We start from the raw sequence: 20,801 nt of genomic DNA, 5'->3' as shown, positions 1-20,801 counted from the left end.
GTTTTATCACACGTACACGACGGCGTATTTCTTGCCGGGCAGCGAGCGCACAAATCCCCGAAATTCCAGGCTGAGCAGGAGGGAAGCCAGTCGGCCCATCGGAATCTGGCTCTTCCAGCTTAGTTCGTCGATGTGTACATCCACCGACTGGCGCAACAGAGCCATCACCTGACTTTCTTCCTCTGTCATATCCACCGGCAGGGGTGGCAGGGACGGTTTCCGTAACGTCTGCTCATTGAGTCCCCGCGCCACCTGGTCCCAGTTAAGGGTTTCAATGATATCTTTCGGGCTGGTATAAATCTGCGCTTTATTTTCCCGGATTAGTTTGTTACACCCTGCCGAAAAAGTCTGCGTCAACTGACCGGGCACGGCAAAAACCTCCCGGTGGTAGTTATTGGCATATTCGGCCGTGATGAGTGCCCCGCCTTTGGTGGCGGCTTCCACCACTACCACCACGTCGCTTAGGCCCGCAATAATCCGGTTGCGGGCCGGGAACAGATGGGCATCGGGTTTGGTGCCGGGCTGACTTTCTGAGAGCAGGCCACCCGTTACGAGCATTTCCTGCGCGGTCTTTTTGTGAACGTTGGGATAAATAACGTCCAGACCGCTGGCCATGACGCCAATGGTGGGTAAACCGGCTACCAGACTGTTGCGGTGGGCGGCAATGTCGATGCCGTATGCCAGTCCACTGATAACGCTGACGCCGTAGGGGGCTATGGCGTCGATAATTTCGCCCGTAATCCGTCGCCCGTAATCGGTGGCCTGGCGGGTGCCAACAATCCCGATGGTGCGCAGCGCATTCAACTCGCCCGAACCCTGGTAATACAGCAGGGCGGGAGCATCGTACAGGGCTTTCAGCCGGGCGGGGTACGCCTTGTCGGTATAAAACAGGGCTTGCGCCCCCATCGTCGACAGGCGGTTCATTACCTGTTCCGCTTCGGTCAGCGCACCCGGTTTGAGGATGGCGCGGGCGGTTACTTCACCGATGCCGGGTACCTTCATCAGCCGCGCTAACGGAGACCGGAATACGTCGGGCGCCGAGCCGCAGTAGCTGATGAGTTGCCGGATGAGGATGCTGCCCACGCCGGGAACGAGCGTCAGCGCAATTTGATGGTGAGTATCGGTGGACACGTAGCAGAAGGTTACTGGCTTATAATTTGTGGTTTGTCGTCTCTTGTTTGTCGTTGGCCGACTCAGGACAGAGGAACGTATCAGCTAACAATAAACTATAAACCACCTGCAAATTAAGCCAGCGAGAGGATCTTTTTTACTCTTTCCGCTAAGGCATCGACGGAAATATCGTTCAGGCAAGCCAGATCACCGCGCCAGCAGGGCTTATTGCCAAAAACGGAGCAGGGACGACAGGTCAGTACGTCGGCTGGTATCTGCAAAACGGCTTCATCGCCCTGCCCCCAGGGACCGAAGCCCGCATCGGGGTGAGTGGCACCCCAGATGGATAGTACGGGAACCCCACTCAAAGCCGCCAGGTGCATATTACCCGAATCCATGCACAGCATTCCGTCGAGTTGACGGATGAGTGCTAGTTCAGCCGCCATGGAAAGCTGACCCGCCACCAATATCACCTGCGGAAACTTCTGCCGCAGGGTTTCCAGCTGAACTATTTCTGCCGCCCCCCCACCGAATAGAAAAACGGTTAGGGGTGGGCCCGCGAACAGGGTTGCCAGTAACGGAGCGAACCGGTCAAAGGGCCACATTTTCTGAGTGTGCTGGGCAAACGGGGCGATGCCAAGCCAGGGGCGGGGTTTACTGAGTAAAGCGCACCGATCAAAAAAAGAAGCCAGTTCGGAGTCGGCGGAAGGAGTCGGCGGAAACTGAAAGGGGCGGGCGGGCTGGAGCGCAAAGCCAGCCCGGTCGAATGTCTGGGCGTAACGGTCTACACTATGCGGCAGTTGCCGGCGTACTTTATTTTCTTTCCGGGTGAGGGCTTTTTTTTCGTCCCTTCCTTTGTCAATGGTGACGGAAGGTACGCCGATGAGCCGGAATAGACCTTTCAATACGCCCGAACGCAGATTCTGGTGGGCATCTACCACCATGCCCACCGGAGCCAGTTGCCGTAACTCCCCAAACAACCGAACCAGTCCCCCAAACCCTTTGTGCCGCTCGTTGAAGTCGGCCTCCACGATATGCACGTTAGGAAAACCACTGAAAAATATGGCAAATTTTGGCCGCGTAACCAGCGTAATGGGTACGTCGGGGTAGCGTTGGGTGAATGCCTGCACAACGGGAGCCAGCAGGGCCACGTCGCCCATAGCCGAAAAACGAAGAAGGAGAATCTGCTTCCTGATCGGCTCCATCAGGCTTTTGATGCCGTGCCGTACAGGACCGGGTTCAGGGTGGGATCGTTATACATCTTCATCTGCCGGTACACCTTCATGTAGCGGTCGCCGTTGCGGATGTCCTCCATCAACTCGTCGAAGCAGCGGGCTAAATCCTGCTCCTGCTCCGTCAGTACGGCCAGCTTTTGCTGCGCTTTCTGGCGGTGTTCGTCCGAAACAGTCTGCCGGTCAACCTGCTCCCGGAAGTGGTATAGTTTGAGTTGCAGAATCGACATCCGGTCGAGGAGCCAGGCGGGCGTTTCGGAGTTCATCCGGGCTTCCGGTTTGGGGATGATGCCATAAAACAGATCGACAAACCAGCTGTCTATCTGCTCCACGGTGTCGGTCCGGTCCTGGTTCGACTGGTCGATTCGCCGTTTGATGGCTACCAGTTCGTCGGGGCGGATGGATGGGCTTCGGATGAGGTCTTCGAGGTGCCACTGCACCGTGTCGATCCAGTTTTTCTGGTACAGCAGAAAGGCAATGCCGTTCGGGGAATACGGGTTACGAAGGGGAGTATCGACCTGGTCGGTCTGGTGATAGGTCTGAATACTCTCGCGAAAAATGTCGTTGGCAAACGTAGCGTCCATGAGTCGTTAATCAGCCGCAAAGATATGGGTTTTGATCGAAAAAGTGGGCCTGTACTCCCGGTATGGCGGGTAGCTGGTTATGGTTTGTCCAGCCGGAGTAACACCGCCCGAATGTAGTTGTAGCGCGTCCAGGGAATAAAGTGGTTGGCTCCTTTCAGCCAGATCAGCTCAACGTGGGTTGAATTGACCAGCATTCTCCGGGCATATAGCGCATTGGGCGGTGGCACCAGGGGGTCTTTATCACCGTGCAGGATAAAAACGGGGCAGGTGACGCGGGCAAAAGCCGGTTGCAGGGTAATAACATCCTGCTTGAACAGTGTCAGTTCGTGATTGCTGGGACGCATGGCACCCGGCAACAGGAGTCGAAGGAGTGGTACGTCGAGTACGTACCGCCACCGTTCGGGCGGCTCGTCGGAGGGAGAAACAGACCCCGCCAGTATAACCAGTCCGCGTATGGGCAAATCGGGATTGTCGGCGGCCAGTTTGATCACCATCGGTCCACCCAGGCTGTGCCCAATCAGGTACATGGGTTGGCCATTATTCAGTTGCTGTAGTACTGGACTGATCAACTCAGACTGTTGCTGAATGCCGACCGCGTCGCCAAAGTCACTATAACCAAACCCCGGCCGATCCAGGCTGACCATTCGATAACGTTCCCGTAATAAACTGTCTTTCAGGTAGGTACTGAACGCATCCCAGCTTCCGGGTGACCCATGTACAAAAACCAGTGTGGGCTGATCGGGTGCTCCAATGGCCATATAGTGCATGGTTCGATGGCCAATGGCCAGCCTGTGGGGGATAAGCGTCAGCCCCCCCATCGCGAAATCAGCTACAGCTTCCTGGTCGCTCGTTCTGAAGCGCATACAACCCTGGGCCAGCAGCAGTAACGTTCCCATCAGTACTCCCGTGATTAGGTAGGGGCGTCTTTTCATCCCGTTGCGTTGCTTCACAGTGGATAGGCCAGCCAGATGACACTCTGAACAACGGATAAACCGACCAGTAATAAACCGGTAAGCTGGTCGATTCGGTGGGTGTAGCTGGTCAGTAGCAACCGGATACGGCCACTCAGCCAGACAAACACCCATAAGCCGGCCAGCGTACCCAGGGCAATACCCGTTACGTAGATAAACAGGTCGGGCGTGTGCATCAGGCTAACCCACCCTTTCTGGATGAGTAAGGTCGTATAAATAGTCCAGAAGGGAAAGGCGGCCAGATTGAGCAGACTCAGCCCGACACCAAGCCGAAACGGAGTCGCATCAGATTGACTGGCCACCGGCTGGGCAGCGGGTTTACGGAGGTAGTAGATGCCCATGATTAGCAAGACCACCGCCGTCAGCCCATCGGTCAGGTACCGGATAACCCCGTTTTCTACAACCAGTTGCGTCAGCCGCACGGCCAGGTAGCTATAGCCCCACTCCACCAGACCACAGGCCAGCACGAACCAGAAAGCGGCTTTGCGTCCCTGTTGCAGGGTAATCCGCGTAACGGTCACGTTGAGTACGCCCGGTGGGAGGGTGCCCAGAAAACTGACGAGCAAACCGGCCAGAAAGGTGCTGATTATATAGCTCATTGGCCGGATTCCGTTTTTTTGTAGGACTGGATGCGCAACCCGATAGACCAGGCCTGCTGCATGGTCATGTAGGGTACCCCCCGCCGATGGTTTTCCCGGCTGATGGTGTACAGGATATACCAGTGCCGGAGTAACGTGCGCCAGCCCTCCCAAAGAGAAAAGCCGGGCTGGTAGATGTGCGCCGGTTCAGCACCCGCCCCGTTCAGTTCCATGATGCGAATTGTTTCTCCCCGGTACAGGTCGCTCACCGAATGGCACCGGAGGTCATAACGCCCGTAGTAAAAGCCTTCGATGGGCAGGCTTATCCGGTCGAACACCGCCACCAGTTCGGGCGTGATCAGGTAATTGGCGTTTATAAATTTCGTGCCCCGGCAGTGGTTCCCGATGGGCATCAGTTGACGAACAACGCCCCGTGCCGGTACTTCATTCAGTTGGCTGCCGTAGCGTTTGGTTAAGACGGGTAGTTGTAGCAGGGCACGGTCATTCTGCTGAATCAACGCCCGTAGACTCGACTGACCATCGCCCATGACCGATAAAAATTCTTTCTGGACCACCGACGAGATCGTGCCGGTTTGCTGCCCCGGCATCCGGTGGTAAAATACCCCCAGTTCGATGGGTTCATCCACGTATTCCTGCACAATCAGTTCCATATGATTGTCGAGCAGGTAATGGGTCAGTTCGGCTTCGGACGTTAGTTTTTCTACCCGCCAGCCGCGTTCACCCTGGTTGGGTTTGGCAATAATGGGAAACCAGAACCCCGTCAGCAGCATTCGGTTGATGACTTCATCGGTCGAAACGGGTTCGCCAAAAAATAAGGTTTTGGGTTTGAAGTGGTCATCAATCATGTCCATGATGGCTATTTTCGATTCGCCCAGCAGGCCACCACTCTCGATAGCGGGGTTGGACGCCGAGAAAAAAAACAGCGACCGGGCTTTGGCCGCCAGGTAGAGGTAGTACGCAAAAACGGGGACGTATACCACCTCGAACGGCCAGTATTCCCAGTGCCGCAACCGAATCAGGAAGCGGGTGAGCCATTGGCGGGCCGGTTCGATCCGCCGTTTCCAGCCGGTAGGGGTGGATAAGGGGTTCGTGGCTGGTTGGGTAACCCGGTTCCTGTTCAGCGGGCTGACCGACTCGTCGGTCTGGTTAGAGAGCAAGGTCGTGTTCATAGGCAGGAGTGAGTGGTTGGTGGCGTACCGTGTTCGTCAGGAAGTCTTCGTAACACATACTGGCCTGCGTGCCGTCATGCTGAATCGTTGTCAGGCTCACCGTTTGCAGCCCGTTGGGCCGGCTCATGCGCACCGCGTTTTTGGTATCGCCCGCTCCGGCCTGTTTGTGAAAATCCCGGATAGCCTGCCGGGTAAACCCGCCGGGTAGTTGCTGCCACAGCCAGTCGCTGAACCACTGCTGCCGCCGGGCCGCTACTGCATTATCGTAAAGCGTAGCCGACGACCAGATGGCGGGCATCTGCGGGTCGAGTATCCGGCTGTGCGTCAACTGACCATCCCAGCGGATTTCCCGGCATTTTTCTACCGGATGTGCGCTGGCCTTACCGGGTGACCGGATAGCTTGTTTCGATGGCACGATAACCAGGGTGAACGGTTCCAGGTTAGCGAAGTTGTAGCCGGCCAGCCAGTCGGCCGTGGAGGGGTAATCAAAGACGGATAGGGCTACCAAACCTCGGCTGTGCCGGTAGGGGGGCTGGGGCGTATGCGCCCGAAAGGCCCCGTTGAGCAGGCAAACGGTCAACTGAGACGAAGCTGCTATCCAGGTGCCGGTGCTTTGCGGGTCCTGCGGAAAGTAAACCGTCTGTTTAGCCCGTGTACGAACTGTGGGAAACAGGGCCGCCGGGCGGGCGGTCTGTTCATCCCGGCTCGACGTGAGCAGGAAGCCGCCGTGCGACAAAGGCAGGTAGGTGACCGTACACATGAGTAAATACGTTGTGTTTGTTCAACATACAGGCAAAGCGTGTACCTGTTTTATTTTATTGTAAACCTGCTGACTGTTAATCTATTGTGAGTATAGTGTCTTTTTCTACCTACCTGACATTGACGATATTTCGGGAGTTCGGACCAACAGTCTGGTTAGGCGTGGCAGCGATCAAACGCCCTTCCTACGGCCGCACGATGCCCAGCTTCTTCATCTTCGATTCGAGCGTAGTCGGGATAATGTCCAGAATCCGGGCGGCTCCGTTTTCGCCACTGACTTTCCATTTGGTCTGTTCCAGCACCGAGATAATATGTTCCCGTTCGCACTCTTCCAGGGTGCGGGGCGACACCGACCGGGCCAGGGCACTGTTTCGGTCGAGGCCGGGTGAGTCGCCCAGTTCAAGCTGACGACCGGGCGAACCAATCAACGCCCGTTCCACAATGTTTTCCAGCTCCCGGACATTACCGGGCCAGTTGTAGGCCATCAGCGTGTTGATAACCGATGTAGGAATCTGTTCGATACGCCGGTTCATGGCCGGACCGTGTTTGTCGCAAAAATGGCGAACCAGCACCGGAATGTCATCTTTACGGTCGCGCAGGGGCAGGCTTCGGATGGGGAAAACGTTGAGTCGATAATATAAATCAGCCCGGAAGTTCCCGGCCTGCACTTCGGTTTCGAGGTCGCGGTTGGTGGCCGCAATGACCCGTACCTGCACGTTGATGGTTTTGGTGCCTCCCACGCGTTCAAACTCACCCTCCTGCAACACGCGCAGCAACTTAACCTGCAAGTCGAGGGGCATCTCCCCGATCTCGTCCAGAAAAATAGTGCCTTTGTTGGCCAGTTCGAAGCGGCCGATTTTCTGATTCACGGCCCCGGTAAACGAGCCTTTCTCGTGGCCAAACAGTTCGCTTTCAAACAGATTAGGGGGCAGGGCCGCGCAGTTTACCTTAATCATGGGCTGGTTTTTACGCGGGCTGTGCTGATGGATGGCCCGCGCCAGGAGTTCTTTACCCGTGCCGGATTCGCCCAGAATCAGCACCGTGGTGGGCGTAGGGGCCACCTGTTCCACTTTTCGGAGTATGGGCGTAAAGGCAGGACTCTGCGTAACAATCTCGCCAAAACCGCCCGTTTCCTTAATCTCGTCGCGCAGGTAAGTGTTTTCGGCCTGTAGCTGATTCTTCGAGGCATCGAGTTGGGCCAGGGCCGTGGTCAATGCCTGGGTTCGCTCCGCCACGCGCTCCTCCAGTTGGGCGTTGGTCTGCTCCAGTTCGCGCTGTAACTGCCTGAGGGTGAGGTGCGTTTGTACGCGGGCCATCATTTCGGGCAGTTGGAACGGTTTGGTGATATAATCGACCGCCCCCATGTTGAAGCCGTTGACTTTATCGATGGTTTCGGTCATGGCCGTCATAAAGATGACGGGGATATCGGCGGTATCCGGGTCACTTTTCAAGCGTCGGCACGTCTCGAAACCATCCATGCCGGGCATCATCACATCCAGCAAAATGAGGTCGGGTCGGGCGTAGCGTATCTGTTCGATGGCACTTTTCCCATCGCGTTCGGTCAGTACCTGGTAGCCGTAATGGCTGAGGGCGTCGAATAAAATACTGATGTTGTGGGGCGTGTCGTCCACGACTAAAATACTGGCAGCCGTTGTTGTCATGAGGCAGTCGTTAGGCATTCGGTCAGGTAGGTGCGGATAGAACGGGTATCAAACTCATCAGTCCAGTGACGTATTTTCCGGGCAAAAGGCTGGTAAGCAGCGTCTGTCGTTTCAATGACAGTCAACTTATCCAGAATACCCTTAATATCACTCTGATTGGCCCGCTCAAGCAGTCCTTCGAGCAGGTCGGCGGGGGGAAGCAGCAGGTCGTGCTGATGACCATTGGCGTTCGGCTCCGGTGGCGTTTCCTGATGACACTGCCAGGTTAGCTGTAAGTGATGCCCTACTTTATCGAGCAGGTTATCGACATCGACCGGCTTGGCCACAAAATCATCGAAGCCTTCGCGCAGACTGCGCTGCTGATTTTGCTCGAATACGTTGGCCGAGAAAGCAATTACTTTTACGTGGGCCAGTTCGGGCCACTGACGCAGCGTTTGCAGCGCATCAAATCCACTGAGGGTGGGCATCACCAGGTCCATCAAAATCAGGTCGGGCGGTTGAGTCGTTCGGTCGTTCAGGTGTAACGGCTGTTCCTGTAGTTTATCGAGTGCCTGTTGCCCGTCTACCGCTTCGTCGACGATAAACCCCAGCGACGACAGCAGGGCAGTTACCACCAGCCGGTTATCGACGTGGTCGTCAACCACCAGAATACGTTTTGGTGGGCCCTCGTAGCCGGTAATGCACTGGCGGGCAGGTTGGTCGGGGATAGCCGTACCCGGCGAGGATGCCGTGAGTGGCAGGCTTACGGTAAACACGCTGCCCTGTCCGGGTGTACTGTCGACACTTAGATTGCCCCCCATCAGGCCGACTAATTTGTCGGAAATGGCCAGTCCCAGTCCGGTTCCTTCAATGAATTGGCGCTGACCGTGCACCTGATAAAAAGGCTGGAAAATCTCCGCCTGCCGGTCGGGGGGAATACCGATTCCCGTATCGCTCACCCGGAATACCACCCGAAACGTACCGGGTCTTATTTCCTGACTGCTCACGGCCAGGGTCACCTGCCCCTGCTCGGTAAATTTCACCGCGTTACTCAGCAGGTTATTCAGTACCTGCATTAATCGTTTTTCATCGCCTACCACGGATGGCGGAAGTTTTGATTCGGCCTCGTAGAGGAAGGTAAGCCCTTTCTGTTCGGCCCGTGACCGGAAGAAAATAGCTACTTTCTGCAACAGGTCGGGGAGTAAAAAGGGTGCCCGCTGAAACTCGAACCGCTGGGCTTCAATCTTGGCAATGTCCAGCACTTCGTTGATGAGGGTGAGCAGGTGTTCGCCACTACTGCGGATAACCCCAAGACCCCGTAACTGACTCCCGTTCAAATTGGTATCCCGTTGCAGAATCTGGGCAAAGCCCAAAATGCCATTGAGTGGTGTGCGAAGTTCGTGACTCATGTTGGCCAGAAATTCACTTTTGGCGCGGTTGGCCGATTCGGCCGTTTCTTTCGCCATCTGCAACCGGACCGACTGCGCCATCAGCTCTTCTTTTTGTTCAACCACCTGGGCTGTACGCTCATCCACCAGTGTTTCCAGTTTTACTTTATCGAGGGTAAGCCGGCGGGTGTAGTAACGTACTAAAGCGGCAATCAGCCCGGCGGCCAGCAAAATATACACGACATACGCCCAGGGTTCGCGGTACCAGGGCAGGGCAATCTCGAACGCGAAGTGGGTTTCGCGGCTGAGCTGGCCGTAGGGGTCGCGGGCGCGCACCCAGAAGGTATAGTTACCGGCGGGGAGGTTGGTGTAGTCTTTTTGCGTTTCGCGGCTCCACCGACCCGCTGCCCAGTCGGACCAGACGGAATCGCTGGCCATCTGGGCATCACCCACCAGACGCACCTGGAACTCGTTACCGCCTTCGCCCACGTAGCTGGTAGCCGCGTATTGAAACGATACGGCCCGGTACCGATAGGGCAGAACAAGGCGCGTTTGTCGGGACGTATCGCTACCGGCGTACACCAGCGAGTCGTTGGCCAGCAGGCGTACTGCCCGAATCAGGGCTGGGTAATTGGGGGGCATCACCATTTGTTCCCCATCATAGCGGAACAGCCCTTCGTCATTGCCGAGCCAGACCAGTCCATTCGCTTCGGGATATACCACGTAGCCTCCCTGCCGAATGGGTTTCAGACTGAGGGTGTCCGCGTTCCAGTTGTTGCTGGTTTCAGGTCGGAACACCACCGGCGGATTGGCAAACCACAGGCTGTGTTCCTTGCCTTCGGCCAGAAAAGGGGCGTCCGCCCGAAGCCCTTTCAGAATGGGGCCAAACGTAGGGTTGCTAATGAAACGGTTCGTGGTGGGCTGAAAGCGATAAAACTGACCGCCAGCCGCGAAATGCAGGCCCAGGGAGGTGGTAAAAACATAACTCCAGTTTACTGTCCCCAGCCCACTGTCGGTGGTGAAGTGCTGAACGGGCGTGGTGGTGCTAAGTGCCTGCACTGGTTTTATCTGGTAAAAACCATCCCGGTGAGTGCCAATCCAGATGGTGCCATCCCTGGCTTCGGCCAGCGAAAGGCACTCGGTACGAATGGCCGCCAGATTACCGGCGTACCGCCATTGGTTTTGCTGACGCTGATAGAGCCGGACCCCCCCGCTAGAGGTGGCCAGCAGCAGATTAGGGTAGTGGCCCGGGCGTAACAGGGCCGTAACCGGCTGGTCGTCGGTAAGAAACGTTTCGACAACCCGGTTCTGGCGTACCCGCCAGAGATAGCCCGTGCCACCCGCCCACAGGTCGGGACCATCGGTCAGTAACGACCAGCAGGAGGCATCGGTGCCGGGCAGGGGCGCAAACTGACGGGAGCCTTCACTCCAGCTGTATAGCCCCAGTCCGGTGCCGATAAAGAGTTGGCCTTCGTGCCGCCGGATGGCGCGTACCGTAGAGCGCACATTGAAGCTACTCTCGAACCGGCTGACGGGCAGGTTTATTTCGATGCGGTCGAGGCCGCTGCTGGTGCCAACCCAGAGTGATTTTTCGCGGTCGTAAAACAGGCTTAATACGGCATTTCGGTGCAGGCCGTTGCTTTCGGTAATGCGCTGGATTTCGTGTCCCTGTTCGTCCAGAATCCTGACCCCGTCTTTGGCACTGCCAATCATGTAGCGGTGCGTCATGCCATTCCAGACGTAGATGGCCCTGAATACCCGTGCCTGGTGGAGCCAGCCGTCGGCCTGGGTTTGAAAAGGAGTGAGGGCAGCCTGCTTCGGGTTGTAGAGAAACAAGCCACCCTGGCAGGTAACGAACAGGAGTCGGTTGTTGGGGTAGGGCAGCACAGCCGCTATGCGTTCGTGGATAAGCCGGTCGGTACCGGGCATTGCCGTTAGTGTGCTGGTTGACGGAGTAAGGGTGTCTGGTTCGGCACTGGCCTGTAGAACGCGCCCATCTTTTGTTTGTACAATAAGCCGGTTCTGTACGAAACTGCCATGCTGAAAACCCAACGTGGTTTTCCACTGGCTAAATGGGTTGGCCCGGTCGGGCTGGTAATAATAAACGGCTTTGCCAGTGCCAAAATAAACACCTCTGTCCGAACAGGTTATCCAGGTAACAGCCGACGGTGTAAACTGACCGGAAGGCAGTTTGTCGCTCAGGGAAATGTATCGATGCTTCCCCTGGCCATCTACCCGGAGGTAGCCAAAATTAGTATCTGTACCGATGTAGAGCCTGTCGGTGGAGTCGACGGCCAGCGAACGAACGGCCTGACCCGGTACGCCGGTCAGTTGCCAGTTGCTACCATCGAAGGTTAGCAACCCGTGCTGGTTCCCTACGTAAAGCATACCCTGGCCGTCCTGAACAATAGCCCGGCTTTCGGGGTGGGCGCGGTACGTGTTGGGGTCGTAGTGCTGGATGAATGGCAGGCCCGCCGGTTGGCTGCGGACGGAGAAGGCCATTGTCAGGACCAGTACGACGCTGTATAAACCCCTTGTTCGCTGCATAAATGACTGGTTAAGAATGGGTAGGACTCAGAGATTATATAACAATTCTCATTCCACTTTCCGGGTTTGTACAGAATAGGCCTTTCCGGGGCCTTGTCCGCGAATCGGCTACCGTCTGTCCCGACTGGTTTTTGGCTATTCTCCCGATATTTCAGGATTATCCTGAAATGTCGCTATTGGCACGGGCGGGGCCGACTCGTTAGTATCAGGGAAATCGCCCCGAATGGCCTTAGAAAGGCTTTTTGACCCGCTCCCCCGGCATGGCACGTTGTTTGGCTTCTACGCTGATACAGAAACGTATCAACGCACTAAAGGTACTACCTATCATGTTCACGACAGTCACAAGCCACATTCACAGGAACGCGCCGTTGATAGTGGCAGGCATACTACTGCTGCTGACCTTCTCAACGGCCGAAGCTCAAACGGAACGTAACCGGACTCAGGGATATAACCTGAGTAAAGGAGTGGCTATTCAGGGATACGACCCGGTTGCGTATTTCGTCAGCCATAAAGCCGTGAAAGGGGCGGGCCAGTTTGCCACAACTTATAATGGGGTGACCTACCAGTTTGCTTCGGCGGCCAACCGCGACCAGTTCCTGAAAAAACCAGCGGCCTACGAACCCGCCTACGGGGGCTGGTGTGCCTACGCCATGGGCGACAGTGGGGAGAAAGTGGCCATCGATCCGGAAACGTTTGAGGTACGCGATGGGCATTTGTATTTGTTTTACCATACGCTGTTTACTAACACGCTGCCCAAATGGCAGAAAGATCAACCGACTCTTCTGCGAAAAGCCGATCAGAACTGGGCTGCACTTTTGGCCAAATAACCGCCGTATCCCCATGAGATTACAGCAAATTTCAACCGATATTTTTGGCCAGCTCACCGCCATCAGCGAACAACTAACCCCCGAAGAGTTCAGCCAGCCGCTGGATCTGCTGTTTGGGGCTTCTATCGGAAAGCACCTCCGCCACGTCCTGGAGTGTTACGCCATTGCCCTGACGGGCTACCGGACCAGTCACATCAACTACGACCAGCGGGTGCGGCAGACTGAACTCGAAAATGACCCGCAGGTGGCTATTGACACCATGAAACAGATGGTTTGCCGGCTCCAGACCTATACCGACGACCGGATACTGTGCTTCGAGGCTTCCTATTCGGCCGATGCCGAACCCGACGTGACGATTACCACCACGTTTTTTCGGGAACTGCTCTACAACATCGAACACGCCATCCATCATTCGGCTATTATCCGAATCGGACTGGAAAAGACTTTTCCGCACGTACGTATCCCGGCCAATTTTGGTATCGCCTACGCTACCGTACAGCACCAATCTTCATTAACGCAAACACTTACCTAAACCCTGTTACCCATGAACGTTCAACTCATTATTTTCTGGATTGCCCGTCTGGTAGCTGCTCTGATCATGCTCCAGACGCTGTATTTCAAGTTTACCGGTCAGCCCGAAAGTATTTATATTTTTTCGACGCTGGGCATCGAACCCTGGGGCCGTTACGGTTCCGGTATCGCTGAGCTGATTGCTTCCATCCTCATTTTAATTCCGGCCACGTCCTGGATTGGGGCCGGACTGGGACTGGGCGTTATGCTGGGTGCTATCGTATCGCACCTGACGGTGCTGGGTATCGAGGTACAGGGCGATGGGGGGTATCTGTTTATACTGGCCCTGGTTGTTGCCGCCAGTTGCCTGACCATTTTGTCCATCACCCGCCACGACTGGATCCCCATGCTTGGCACCTGGCGCAGAAAGATTTTGCCAACTAATTAATTTATCAGTCTGCTATGAAACCCGTTTTCTGTCAATTACTTACTCTGTTGATGCTCAGTGTGACCCTATCGTTTGGCCAGGAGGCTGCGGTATTTTCGTCCGACAATCAGGCCATCCGGGGCTACGATCCGGTTGCTTATTTCACGGAGAACAAACCCGTTAAAGGCAACCCCAATTACAGCTACACCCATAAAGAAACGAATTGGCTGTTTGCCAGCGCGGCCAATCGTGATGCGTTCAAAGCAGACCCGGACCGGTATATGCCGCAGTATGGTGGTTATTGTGCCTACGGTCTTTCGCAAGGCCATAAAGCTCCCACCGACCCTGAAGCCTGGACCATCGTCGACGACAAACTGTACCTCAACTACAATCCGAAGGTGAAAACTAAATGGGTACAGCGTCAGGCTGACAATATTCAGCAGGCTGACCAGAACTGGCCGAAACTGAAAAATGCGAAAGAATAGCCCAAAAACGGGCCAACCGACTCCGGTTAGCTACTCGTTCATCACGTAATCAATCAAAACCATGTCAACCAAACGTAAAGCAGTCTTTTTATCACTGGCCGTAGTCTGTGCCACGCTGGTCGTCAGCAGCTACATACCGGACAAAAGCATCAAACACGAACCGGTAGCGGTCGTCGAATTATTCACGTCGGAAGGCTGTTCGAGTTGCCCGGCTGCCGATCACCTGCTCACGGAAACCATTACGGAAGCCGCCAAAACGAATCGTAACATCATCGGGCTGTCGTTCCACGTCGACTACTGGGACCGGCTGGGCTGGAAAGACCCGTTCAGCAATCACGCGTTTACCCAACGGCAGTACCAGTACGGCGAGTATTTCGGGTTAAATGGTGCCTATACTCCGCAGGAAGTAGTGAACGGGCAGCAGGAATTTGTCGGCTCAAATCGGGCAAAGCAAAGCAGCGGGCTGGCTTCCGCCCTGAGTCATCCTGCTACGGCTAGTGTGCAGTTAACCATAGCGGCCCCGTCCACAACGACCCGCACGGTCACCTACCAACTCGACGGCGAACTCACGAACGCCGTGCTGAACATTGCCCTGGTGAGTAAAACTGCTTACACGACTGTGCTGCGGGGCGAAAATGCCGGGCGGAAACTAGCCCACAACAACGTTGTCCGGGTTTTCCAAACGGTACCGGCCACCACCACCGGTACCGCGACCCTGACGTTACCCGCCGGATTCGATGCCGGAAACGGAGCGGTAGTCGCCTATGTCCAGGGTCAGCAAAAACTGGATGTTCGGGGCGCTTCGCAAATCAACCTGTTAAAGGAATGAAAAGTGTAGAATGTATAGTGCAGGGTGTGTAACCATTAACTGTCTTATTGTCAATTAATTGCGCTCATAAACTATTCTGTGCTCTACACTCATAACTCTTCACTAATCCTTAAACCACCCAAGCCATGTTTATAAACGAATTGATTTTTCGGATACGCCAATGGGGCGTTTTGTTTTCCTTCTTACTGATTGCCGGGCTGAGTGCCTGCACCAAATCTGCGGACCCGGTTCCTGATACGACCACCGGCACCACTACGCCCGGTAACCCCATTGCTTCCACCGACACTACGGGCCGTAAACTACTCCTGCAGGGTTCTTTTGTCAACGCCGTGCATGTCGTGAAAGGGACAGTGAAGGTGTACGAACAGGGAGGAGGCCGGAGACTGACCTTCACTGATTTCTCGACCGAAGGTGGGCCGGATTTGCGGATCTATGTGGCCGAAGACGTGGCCCTGACCAACTTCCTTGAAGTGTCGAAGCTCACCCAGACCGGTAATTTCTCGCTCGATTTACCCACCAGCTACAACCCCAGCCAACACAAGACGGTGCTTATCTGGTGCAAAGCCTTCGGCGTACTGTTTGGCTCCGCCACCCTTAAGTAAGTATCCGTCTCATCTGCCAATCAGTCAAATCCATTTTCCAATACGCTATGAAAACGCTTAGACTCCTGCTATTGCTCAGTTTACCCGTGTTTAGTTTCGCCCAGTCGGGTGATCCGCATGATTTTAAAAAGACGACTCAGGTGCTCGACCTGAGTCTGGCCTCCAAAGGGGATTTTACCACCGTTGCCCTGTCGCTGAACCGGTTGCACGGGCTGGGACAGTCGCACCGCTTCCGGATTGGCTACGGGCTGCGGTTTACCTCGGCCTTTGGCAGCAATACCGATTACCGGACAGCCCCCGCCAAACTGACCTCCGGCACTGAGAGTATCGTGGCCCTGTTCAGTGAGGATATCATTGCCAATATCGACACGATACGCTTTTCCAAAACCCAGATCAACTCGCTCAATATCAGTATCAACCTGGAGTACGCAATATCCCGGAAACTGGAGGTTGGTTTCAACATCGATGCCATTGGGGTTAGTTTCGGTGGTAATCAGAGGGGTACCTTCACGGCCAACAGCCCCGTGCGGTCATCGCTGAGTGGAACGACTCAGGAAGCAAAACCAACGGCGTTCAACCTGCTGCTCATCAGCGACAGCGACCGGGGGAGTCTGAACTCCGAAGCCTACATCCGGTATCGGTTTACGCCAAAATTGAGTGTACGCGGTGGCCTTGGCTTCCAGTTCAATGAATACACCACCCTGCGAAAACTGACGCTCGAGAACGACCGGTTCCGGGCTAAAAACGCCATGCCCCTGCTGGCCGTTTCGTATCATTTTTAAGGTTTTTTGTTGGAGGTTTCAGGGTTCGCCGGTCACCAGAGCAGTTTATGACAGACAGTGTTCATGTTGCATCAGCCAACCTGGAACCGTAAGCCAAAGAATACAAACCAAAAATAAAAAACTGTAAACTTCAAATCGTAAACCACATGACTAAGTGCATTCTTTCTCTTCTTGTTGCCCTGTTCATCACTTTTTCGGTTATGGCTCAGCCAAACTGGAAGCCTGTTAAAGCTACTGTTGCCTTTAAAATCCGTAATGCCGGGTTAAATGTGAATGGCTCATTCAGCGGCTTTACCGGTAGCCTGGTATTTGATCCGGCTGCACCCGAAAAAGCCCAGTTTTCGGCCAGCGTCGATGCCGCTACCGTCGATACCGGCATCGGGTTACGGGATAACCACCTCAAAAAAGAAGAATACTTTGACGTGGCCAGACACCCTAAAATTAGTCTCAAGTCGACGCGTATCGAGAAAAAAGGGGCTAACAAGTACGTGGGTACGTTTGCGCTGACCCTCAAGGGAACGACCCGCACCGTAACGATTCCGTTTACGGTTAGTCAATCCGGCGAAACGGCCCAATTCTCGGGTGAGTTTGCCATAGATCGGCGGGATTACGACGTGGGCGGTCGTAGTATGCTGATGAGTAACGACGCAACGATCTCCCTGTCCATTCAGGCCCAGTCGGCGGGTACTGCCGTAGCGACCAATTAACAGGTTTATGTACATGAATCGACCCGGAAGTTTTATCAATGCTATTGGCACGGCAGTGCCGGAGCACGAACACGCGCAGACGCAACTGGCCCATTTTATGGCGAATGCGCTCCAGCTCGATGAACCCGCGCAACGACGGATGGGGGCACTCTATCGGCAAACGAAAATAAGTCGCCGGTACTCGGTGTTGCCGGACTACAGCCAGACAAACGGAGAATTTACCTTTTACCCGAACACACCGGACCTGGAGCCTTTTCCGTCGGTTGGGCAGCGCATGGAGGTGTACAAACGGGAGGCCATGCCACTGGCCCTGCGGGCCGTTCGGGATTGCCTGGCCAATTACCCCGCTTTCGCGGTTCGGTCGGTTACGCACCTGATTGTGGTGAGTTGTACCGGATTTTACGCGCCGGGCCCCGATATTGACCTGGTCGAAGCGTTGGGATTGCCGGGAACGACGCAGCGGCTGCTGATTGGTTTTATGGGGTGTTACGGCGCTTTCAATGGCCTGAAAGCAGCGGACGCCATTGTGCGGGCCGATCCGCAGGCAAACGTGCTGGTGGTGTGTATTGAGTTATGCACCATTCATTTTCAGAAGTCGAATGAGGTATCGAACTGGCTGGCCAACGCACTATTCAGCGATGGAGCCGCTGCGGTATTGGTGCAGGGACAGGCCCACCCCGATCAGTCGTTCCGGCTCCAGTCGTTTCAGTGCGACCTGCTGCCCGACGGTCGCGACGAGATGGCCTGGACGATTGGTAATCAGGGGTTCGATATGGTGCTGAGCCAGCAGGTGCCGGACGTGATCCGGCACCACATCGGCCACGTGCTGCACCGCATCCTGAACCAGAATGGGCTGGCGGTGGCTGACATCGACTATTTTGCCCTGCATCCGGGCGGACGGCGAATTCTGGACCTGATCGAAACCGAGTTTGCGATTGACCGGACCAAGACCCACCATGCCTACGATGTACTGGATCAGTACGGAAATATGTCGTCGGCCTCGGTACTGTTCGTGCTGAAAGCAATCTGGAACGAACTGGCCGAAGCTACTGCCTGTGCAACCGGTCCGATGCCCGACGGGTTTACCCAAACCATTGCCGGCATTGCCTTCGGGCCGGGACTAACGCTCGAATCGATGTTGCTGGTGGCGCAGGTCGAATGGCCGGTTGCTGACCATTACGCACTATCCGAACCCGTTGAATTAGTTGATTTTCACTAACATATTAGATTTACAAAGATGAAACGTAGTACCTTGTTTAATTACCTGACAGGGCTGGCGATTGCCGGTCTTATCACACTGATAACCGCTTCCTTCCGCCCCGTTGATGGCGGTAAACCGCCCCGTCGGGTGGAGAAATCGGAAGCCGAGTGGAAGATGATACTGTCGCCCGATGTATTCGCCGTGACCCGGCAGCAGGGCACCGAACGCCCCTATACCAGTCCGCTGGCCAGCAATCACGCGCATGGTGAGTACCGCTGCGTGGGTTGTCACGAACCTCTGTTTCAGTCAGAAACCAAGTTTGAGTCCGGTACGGGCTGGCCAAGTTTTTACGCGCCCATCAGTAAAAATGTGGTGAAAGAATTGCGCGATTCTCAATACGGCATGGTTCGTACAGAGGTTCAGTGCGCGGTATGCGATGCGCACCTCGGCCACGTATTCAACGATGGGCCTAAACCAACAGGGTTGCGTTACTGCATGAACGGGGTAGCCCTTGAATTTGTCAAGAAATAAATGTCTGTTTTGTTAACCGGCCTTATTCAGGCCCCGAAACCATGAAATTCATTCAATCCATTATCATCAGTATCGGCTTACTGGCGGGTTACGTTCAGGGCCAAACCCCCGATGCATCACCGGCGAAGTTGCCCAAACTAAAACCGGGCGAAGCAGTGGCTACCTTTGCCGGTGGCTGTTTCTGGGCGCAGGAAGAAGGGTTCGATCAACTCATTGGCGTTCGGGAGGTTATCTCGGGCTATGCCGGTGGAACGGTTAAAAACCCCACGTATCAGGAAGTAGGCACGGACAGAACGGGGCATGCCGAATCGGTACAGGTCTATTATGACCCCAACGTGATTCGCTACACGGACCTGCTCACGGCCTTTTTTGCCGGGCACGATCCCACTACACTCAACCGGCAGGGACCCGATGCCGGGCGCGATTACCGCTCGGTGGCTTTTTACCGCACCCCGGCCGAAAAAGCCGAAATCGAAGCGGCTATCCGGCGGGTCAATGCCGAAAAACACTATGCCGGGCCGGTGGTAACGGAAATAACGCCTTTTACGGTGTTCTATCCCGCCGAAAACTACCACCAGAATTATTGCAAATTGCATCCCGATCAGCCATACATTCAACGCGTGTCGCTCCCCAAGGTGGAAAAACTAAGGAAGGCCATGCATGGTAAACTAAAATTGGATAGTTAAATGGAAGCACCCGTAAATAGTTCACCAAAAATCCGGTCGGCCATGAGCCTGCGGGATATAGGGTTGCATCTGCGGGTGCCCTTCTCTTTTTTTTTGCTGCCGGTTTTCTGGTTTGCCCTCAGCCAGTCGGCCCACCCGGATGTGGGCCGAACCTGGGCGGTGGTGCTAATTATTCACCTGTTGCTGTATCCGGCCAGTCACGCCTATAACAGCTACTACGATAAGGACGAAGACAGCATCGGGATGCTGGCCTCTCCGCCCCCCGTCGACCGAACCTTGTGGTGGGTGGCGCTGGGTCTCGATGCGCTGGCGTTGCTGCTTGGCATAGGGGTAGGGTGGCCGTTTGTGGGGTATCTGCTCGTATACGGACTCATCTCCAGAGCCTACAGCTACGACCGTATCCGGCTGAAAAAATACCCCGTACTAAGCTGGCTGATTGTGGGTTCATGCCAGGGAGGGCTAACCTATCTGGCTACCTATCAGGCCATTAATCAGGTACCGGTGGCGGAACTGCTCCAGCCATCGTTGCTGCTGGCGGCTACGCTCTGTTCGCTGAATATACTGGCTGTTTACCCCATTACGCAGGTGTACCAACACGCCGAAGATGGCCGACGGGGCGACCTGACCATGAGTCGATTGCTGGGCATTCGGGGTACGTTTTGGTGTACGGCTATCCTGTTTGCCCTGACTATGATTGGCTTTTACATCTTTTTTCGCGGACAGGCTCCCTTCTACGGCCTGCAACTTTGCCTGCTTCCGGCTACCGTATATTTTGTGCGTTGGTACAGTCGGGTGCATCGTAATCCCAATGCCGCCGATTACCGGTCGGCCATGCGAATGACCCTGCTGGCGGGCATCGGGCTAAACCTGTTTTTTATAATTCTCTGGGGACTGAACTAACCAGGGTGGGGGACAGGACAGCTGGAAAATACAAAAATGGAAAGTAGTTGAGACCGTATAGGGCTATTTTGGGGATTCTGTATAACTCAGATTATTTACTTCTGTGAGCAGTTTATGGTTAGATTTAAGCAACCCTTCAACCTGCCAGCGGGCAAGGTTATCGAAGACGGCCTGACTAATTTTTGCCTGCGTTCGAGATGATCAACATTATGACGAAAAGCTAAGTACAGGACAAAAGTAGGGAGTAGCTGATGTTGAGGTAGTTTTGTGTCGCTAAACGTAAACCCCTCCAACTACTCCCTATGCAAAGTAACG

At 55.1% G+C, this 20,801-nt stretch carries 21 protein-coding genes; 12 read left to right on the top strand and 9 right to left on the bottom strand.

Annotated elements, in window-relative coordinates:
* Positions 1–6: 6 nt before the first annotated feature.
* From dprA to B157_RS36725, 9 genes are all read right to left on the bottom strand, one after another.
* Complete coding sequence (gene dprA / locus B157_RS0107740; protein ID WP_020602785.1) at positions 7–1,131, bottom strand: DNA-processing protein DprA; 1,125 nt, start codon at positions 1,129–1,131, stop codon at positions 7–9.
* 113 nt (positions 1,132–1,244) lie between these two features.
* A complete protein-coding gene (locus B157_RS0107735) occupies positions 1,245–2,315 on the bottom strand; it encodes a glycosyltransferase family 9 protein (protein ID WP_020602784.1) in 1,071 nt (356 codons plus the stop codon).
* Positions 2,315–2,926, bottom strand: a complete 612-nt coding sequence (locus B157_RS0107730) for a DUF4254 domain-containing protein (protein ID WP_020602783.1) — start codon at positions 2,924–2,926, stop codon at positions 2,315–2,317. The genes B157_RS0107735 and B157_RS0107730 overlap by 1 nt, the downstream gene beginning before the upstream one ends.
* Before the next feature lie 77 nt (positions 2,927–3,003).
* Complete coding sequence (locus B157_RS34700) at positions 3,004–3,822, bottom strand: alpha/beta fold hydrolase (protein ID WP_020602782.1); 819 nt, start codon at positions 3,820–3,822, stop codon at positions 3,004–3,006.
* A gap of 50 nt (positions 3,823–3,872) precedes the next feature.
* Positions 3,873–4,496 (bottom strand): LysE family translocator, encoded by a 624-nt coding sequence (locus B157_RS0107720; RefSeq protein ID WP_020602781.1) that lies wholly within the window; start codon positions 4,494–4,496, stop codon positions 3,873–3,875.
* The gene (locus B157_RS0107715) at positions 4,493–5,665 is read right to left on the bottom strand and encodes an ATP-grasp domain-containing protein (RefSeq protein WP_020602780.1); all 1,173 of its coding nucleotides are present in this window, start codon (positions 5,663–5,665) and stop codon (positions 4,493–4,495) included. The genes B157_RS0107720 and B157_RS0107715 overlap by 4 nt, the downstream gene beginning before the upstream one ends.
* Entirely contained in the window at positions 5,643–6,425 is a 783-nt protein-coding gene (locus B157_RS0107710; protein WP_020602779.1) for an NRDE family protein, read from the bottom strand. Before B157_RS0107710 ends, B157_RS0107715 begins: the two co-directional genes overlap by 23 nt.
* A 184-nt stretch (positions 6,426–6,609) precedes the next feature.
* The gene (locus B157_RS0107705) at positions 6,610–8,103 is read right to left on the bottom strand and encodes a sigma-54-dependent transcriptional regulator (protein ID WP_052646978.1); all 1,494 of its coding nucleotides are present in this window, start codon (positions 8,101–8,103) and stop codon (positions 6,610–6,612) included.
* Positions 8,082–11,999, bottom strand: a complete 3,918-nt coding sequence (locus B157_RS36725; protein ID WP_020602777.1) for a hybrid sensor histidine kinase/response regulator — start codon at positions 11,997–11,999, stop codon at positions 8,082–8,084. Before B157_RS36725 ends, B157_RS0107705 begins: the two co-directional genes overlap by 22 nt.
* Before the next feature lie 326 nt (positions 12,000–12,325).
* Here B157_RS36725 and B157_RS0107695 point away from each other — a divergent pair, with 326 nt between their 5' ends.
* The 12 genes from B157_RS0107695 (at position 12,326) to B157_RS0107640 (ending at position 20,486) form a co-directional block, all read left to right on the top strand.
* Positions 12,326–12,826, top strand: a complete 501-nt coding sequence (locus B157_RS0107695; RefSeq protein ID WP_041951961.1) for a YHS domain-containing (seleno)protein — start codon at positions 12,326–12,328, stop codon at positions 12,824–12,826.
* A gap of 13 nt (positions 12,827–12,839) precedes the next feature.
* Entirely contained in the window at positions 12,840–13,358 is a 519-nt protein-coding gene (locus B157_RS0107690; RefSeq protein ID WP_020602775.1) for a hypothetical protein, read from the top strand.
* Between the two features lie 12 nt (positions 13,359–13,370).
* A complete protein-coding gene (locus B157_RS0107685) occupies positions 13,371–13,784 on the top strand; it encodes a DoxX family protein (RefSeq protein ID WP_020602774.1) in 414 nt (137 codons plus the stop codon).
* 14 nt (positions 13,785–13,798) lie between these two features.
* On the top strand, positions 13,799–14,248 hold the full coding sequence (locus B157_RS0107680; RefSeq protein WP_026308561.1) for a YHS domain-containing (seleno)protein: 450 nt from the start codon (positions 13,799–13,801) through the stop codon (positions 14,246–14,248).
* 61 nt (positions 14,249–14,309) lie between these two features.
* Positions 14,310–15,077 carry a DUF1223 domain-containing protein gene (locus tag B157_RS0107675; protein ID WP_020602772.1) on the top strand — a complete coding sequence of 256 codons (768 nt, stop codon included), beginning with the start codon at positions 14,310–14,312 and terminating at the stop codon, positions 15,075–15,077.
* Positions 15,078–15,202: 125 nt separating this feature from the next.
* On the top strand, positions 15,203–15,679 hold the full coding sequence (locus B157_RS0107670; protein WP_020602771.1) for a DM13 domain-containing protein: 477 nt from the start codon (positions 15,203–15,205) through the stop codon (positions 15,677–15,679).
* A 47-nt stretch (positions 15,680–15,726) separates the two neighbouring features.
* On the top strand, positions 15,727–16,461 hold the full coding sequence (locus B157_RS0107665) for a hypothetical protein (RefSeq protein WP_020602770.1): 735 nt from the start codon (positions 15,727–15,729) through the stop codon (positions 16,459–16,461).
* Positions 16,462–16,607: 146 nt separating this feature from the next.
* Complete coding sequence (locus B157_RS0107660) at positions 16,608–17,168, top strand: YceI family protein (protein ID WP_020602769.1); 561 nt, start codon at positions 16,608–16,610, stop codon at positions 17,166–17,168.
* A gap of 13 nt (positions 17,169–17,181) precedes the next feature.
* Positions 17,182–18,387, top strand: coding sequence for a type III polyketide synthase (locus B157_RS0107655; protein WP_041951965.1), 1,206 nt, complete (start codon positions 17,182–17,184; stop codon positions 18,385–18,387).
* Between the two features lie 18 nt (positions 18,388–18,405).
* Positions 18,406–18,900 carry a peptide-methionine (R)-S-oxide reductase MsrB gene (gene msrB, locus B157_RS0107650; RefSeq protein WP_020602767.1) on the top strand — a complete coding sequence of 165 codons (495 nt, stop codon included), beginning with the start codon at positions 18,406–18,408 and terminating at the stop codon, positions 18,898–18,900.
* 41 nt (positions 18,901–18,941) lie between these two features.
* Positions 18,942–19,586: a peptide-methionine (S)-S-oxide reductase MsrA gene (msrA, locus tag B157_RS0107645; protein ID WP_020602766.1), complete on the top strand. Its 645-nt coding sequence runs from the start codon at positions 18,942–18,944 to the stop codon at positions 19,584–19,586.
* Positions 19,587–20,486, top strand: coding sequence for a UbiA family prenyltransferase (locus B157_RS0107640; protein ID WP_020602765.1), 900 nt, complete (start codon positions 19,587–19,589; stop codon positions 20,484–20,486).
* Positions 20,487–20,801: the final 315 nt, after the last annotated feature.

The sequence above is a fragment of the Spirosoma spitsbergense DSM 19989 genome (assembly GCF_000374085.1).
Lineage (GTDB): Bacteria > Bacteroidota > Bacteroidia > Cytophagales > Spirosomataceae > Spirosoma > Spirosoma spitsbergense.
Note: the sequence above shows the minus strand (reverse complement) of the source record. Positions and strands in the feature narration are given on the sequence as shown.

Coding starts and splice junctions, on each gene's coding strand:
- B157_RS0107735 (WP_020602784.1), bottom strand. CDS start 2,315: ATGGAGCCGATCAGGAAGCAGATTCTCCTTCTTCGTTTTTCGGCTATG.
- B157_RS0107730 (WP_020602783.1), bottom strand. CDS start 2,926: ATGGACGCTACGTTTGCCAACGACATTTTTCGCGAGAGTATTCAGACC.
- B157_RS34700 (WP_020602782.1), bottom strand. CDS start 3,822: ATGGGAACGTTACTGCTGCTGGCCCAGGGTTGTATGCGCTTCAGAACG.
- B157_RS0107720 (WP_020602781.1), bottom strand. CDS start 4,496: ATGAGCTATATAATCAGCACCTTTCTGGCCGGTTTGCTCGTCAGTTTT.
- B157_RS0107715 (WP_020602780.1), bottom strand. CDS start 5,665: ATGAACACGACCTTGCTCTCTAACCAGACCGACGAGTCGGTCAGCCCG.
- B157_RS0107710 (WP_020602779.1), bottom strand. CDS start 6,425: ATGTGTACGGTCACCTACCTGCCTTTGTCGCACGGCGGCTTCCTGCTC.
- B157_RS0107705 (WP_052646978.1), bottom strand. CDS start 8,103: ATGCCTAACGACTGCCTCATGACAACAACGGCTGCCAGTATTTTAGTC.
- B157_RS36725 (WP_020602777.1), bottom strand. CDS start 11,999: ATGCAGCGAACAAGGGGTTTATACAGCGTCGTACTGGTCCTGACAATG.
- B157_RS0107695 (WP_041951961.1), top strand. CDS start 12,326: ATGTTCACGACAGTCACAAGCCACATTCACAGGAACGCGCCGTTGATA.
- B157_RS0107690 (WP_020602775.1), top strand. CDS start 12,840: ATGAGATTACAGCAAATTTCAACCGATATTTTTGGCCAGCTCACCGCC.
- B157_RS0107685 (WP_020602774.1), top strand. CDS start 13,371: ATGAACGTTCAACTCATTATTTTCTGGATTGCCCGTCTGGTAGCTGCT.
- B157_RS0107680 (WP_026308561.1), top strand. CDS start 13,799: ATGAAACCCGTTTTCTGTCAATTACTTACTCTGTTGATGCTCAGTGTG.
- B157_RS0107675 (WP_020602772.1), top strand. CDS start 14,310: ATGTCAACCAAACGTAAAGCAGTCTTTTTATCACTGGCCGTAGTCTGT.
- B157_RS0107670 (WP_020602771.1), top strand. CDS start 15,203: ATGTTTATAAACGAATTGATTTTTCGGATACGCCAATGGGGCGTTTTG.
- B157_RS0107665 (WP_020602770.1), top strand. CDS start 15,727: ATGAAAACGCTTAGACTCCTGCTATTGCTCAGTTTACCCGTGTTTAGT.
- B157_RS0107660 (WP_020602769.1), top strand. CDS start 16,608: ATGACTAAGTGCATTCTTTCTCTTCTTGTTGCCCTGTTCATCACTTTT.
- B157_RS0107655 (WP_041951965.1), top strand. CDS start 17,182: ATGAATCGACCCGGAAGTTTTATCAATGCTATTGGCACGGCAGTGCCG.
- msrB (WP_020602767.1), top strand. CDS start 18,406: ATGAAACGTAGTACCTTGTTTAATTACCTGACAGGGCTGGCGATTGCC.
- msrA (WP_020602766.1), top strand. CDS start 18,942: ATGAAATTCATTCAATCCATTATCATCAGTATCGGCTTACTGGCGGGT.
- B157_RS0107640 (WP_020602765.1), top strand. CDS start 19,587: ATGGAAGCACCCGTAAATAGTTCACCAAAAATCCGGTCGGCCATGAGC.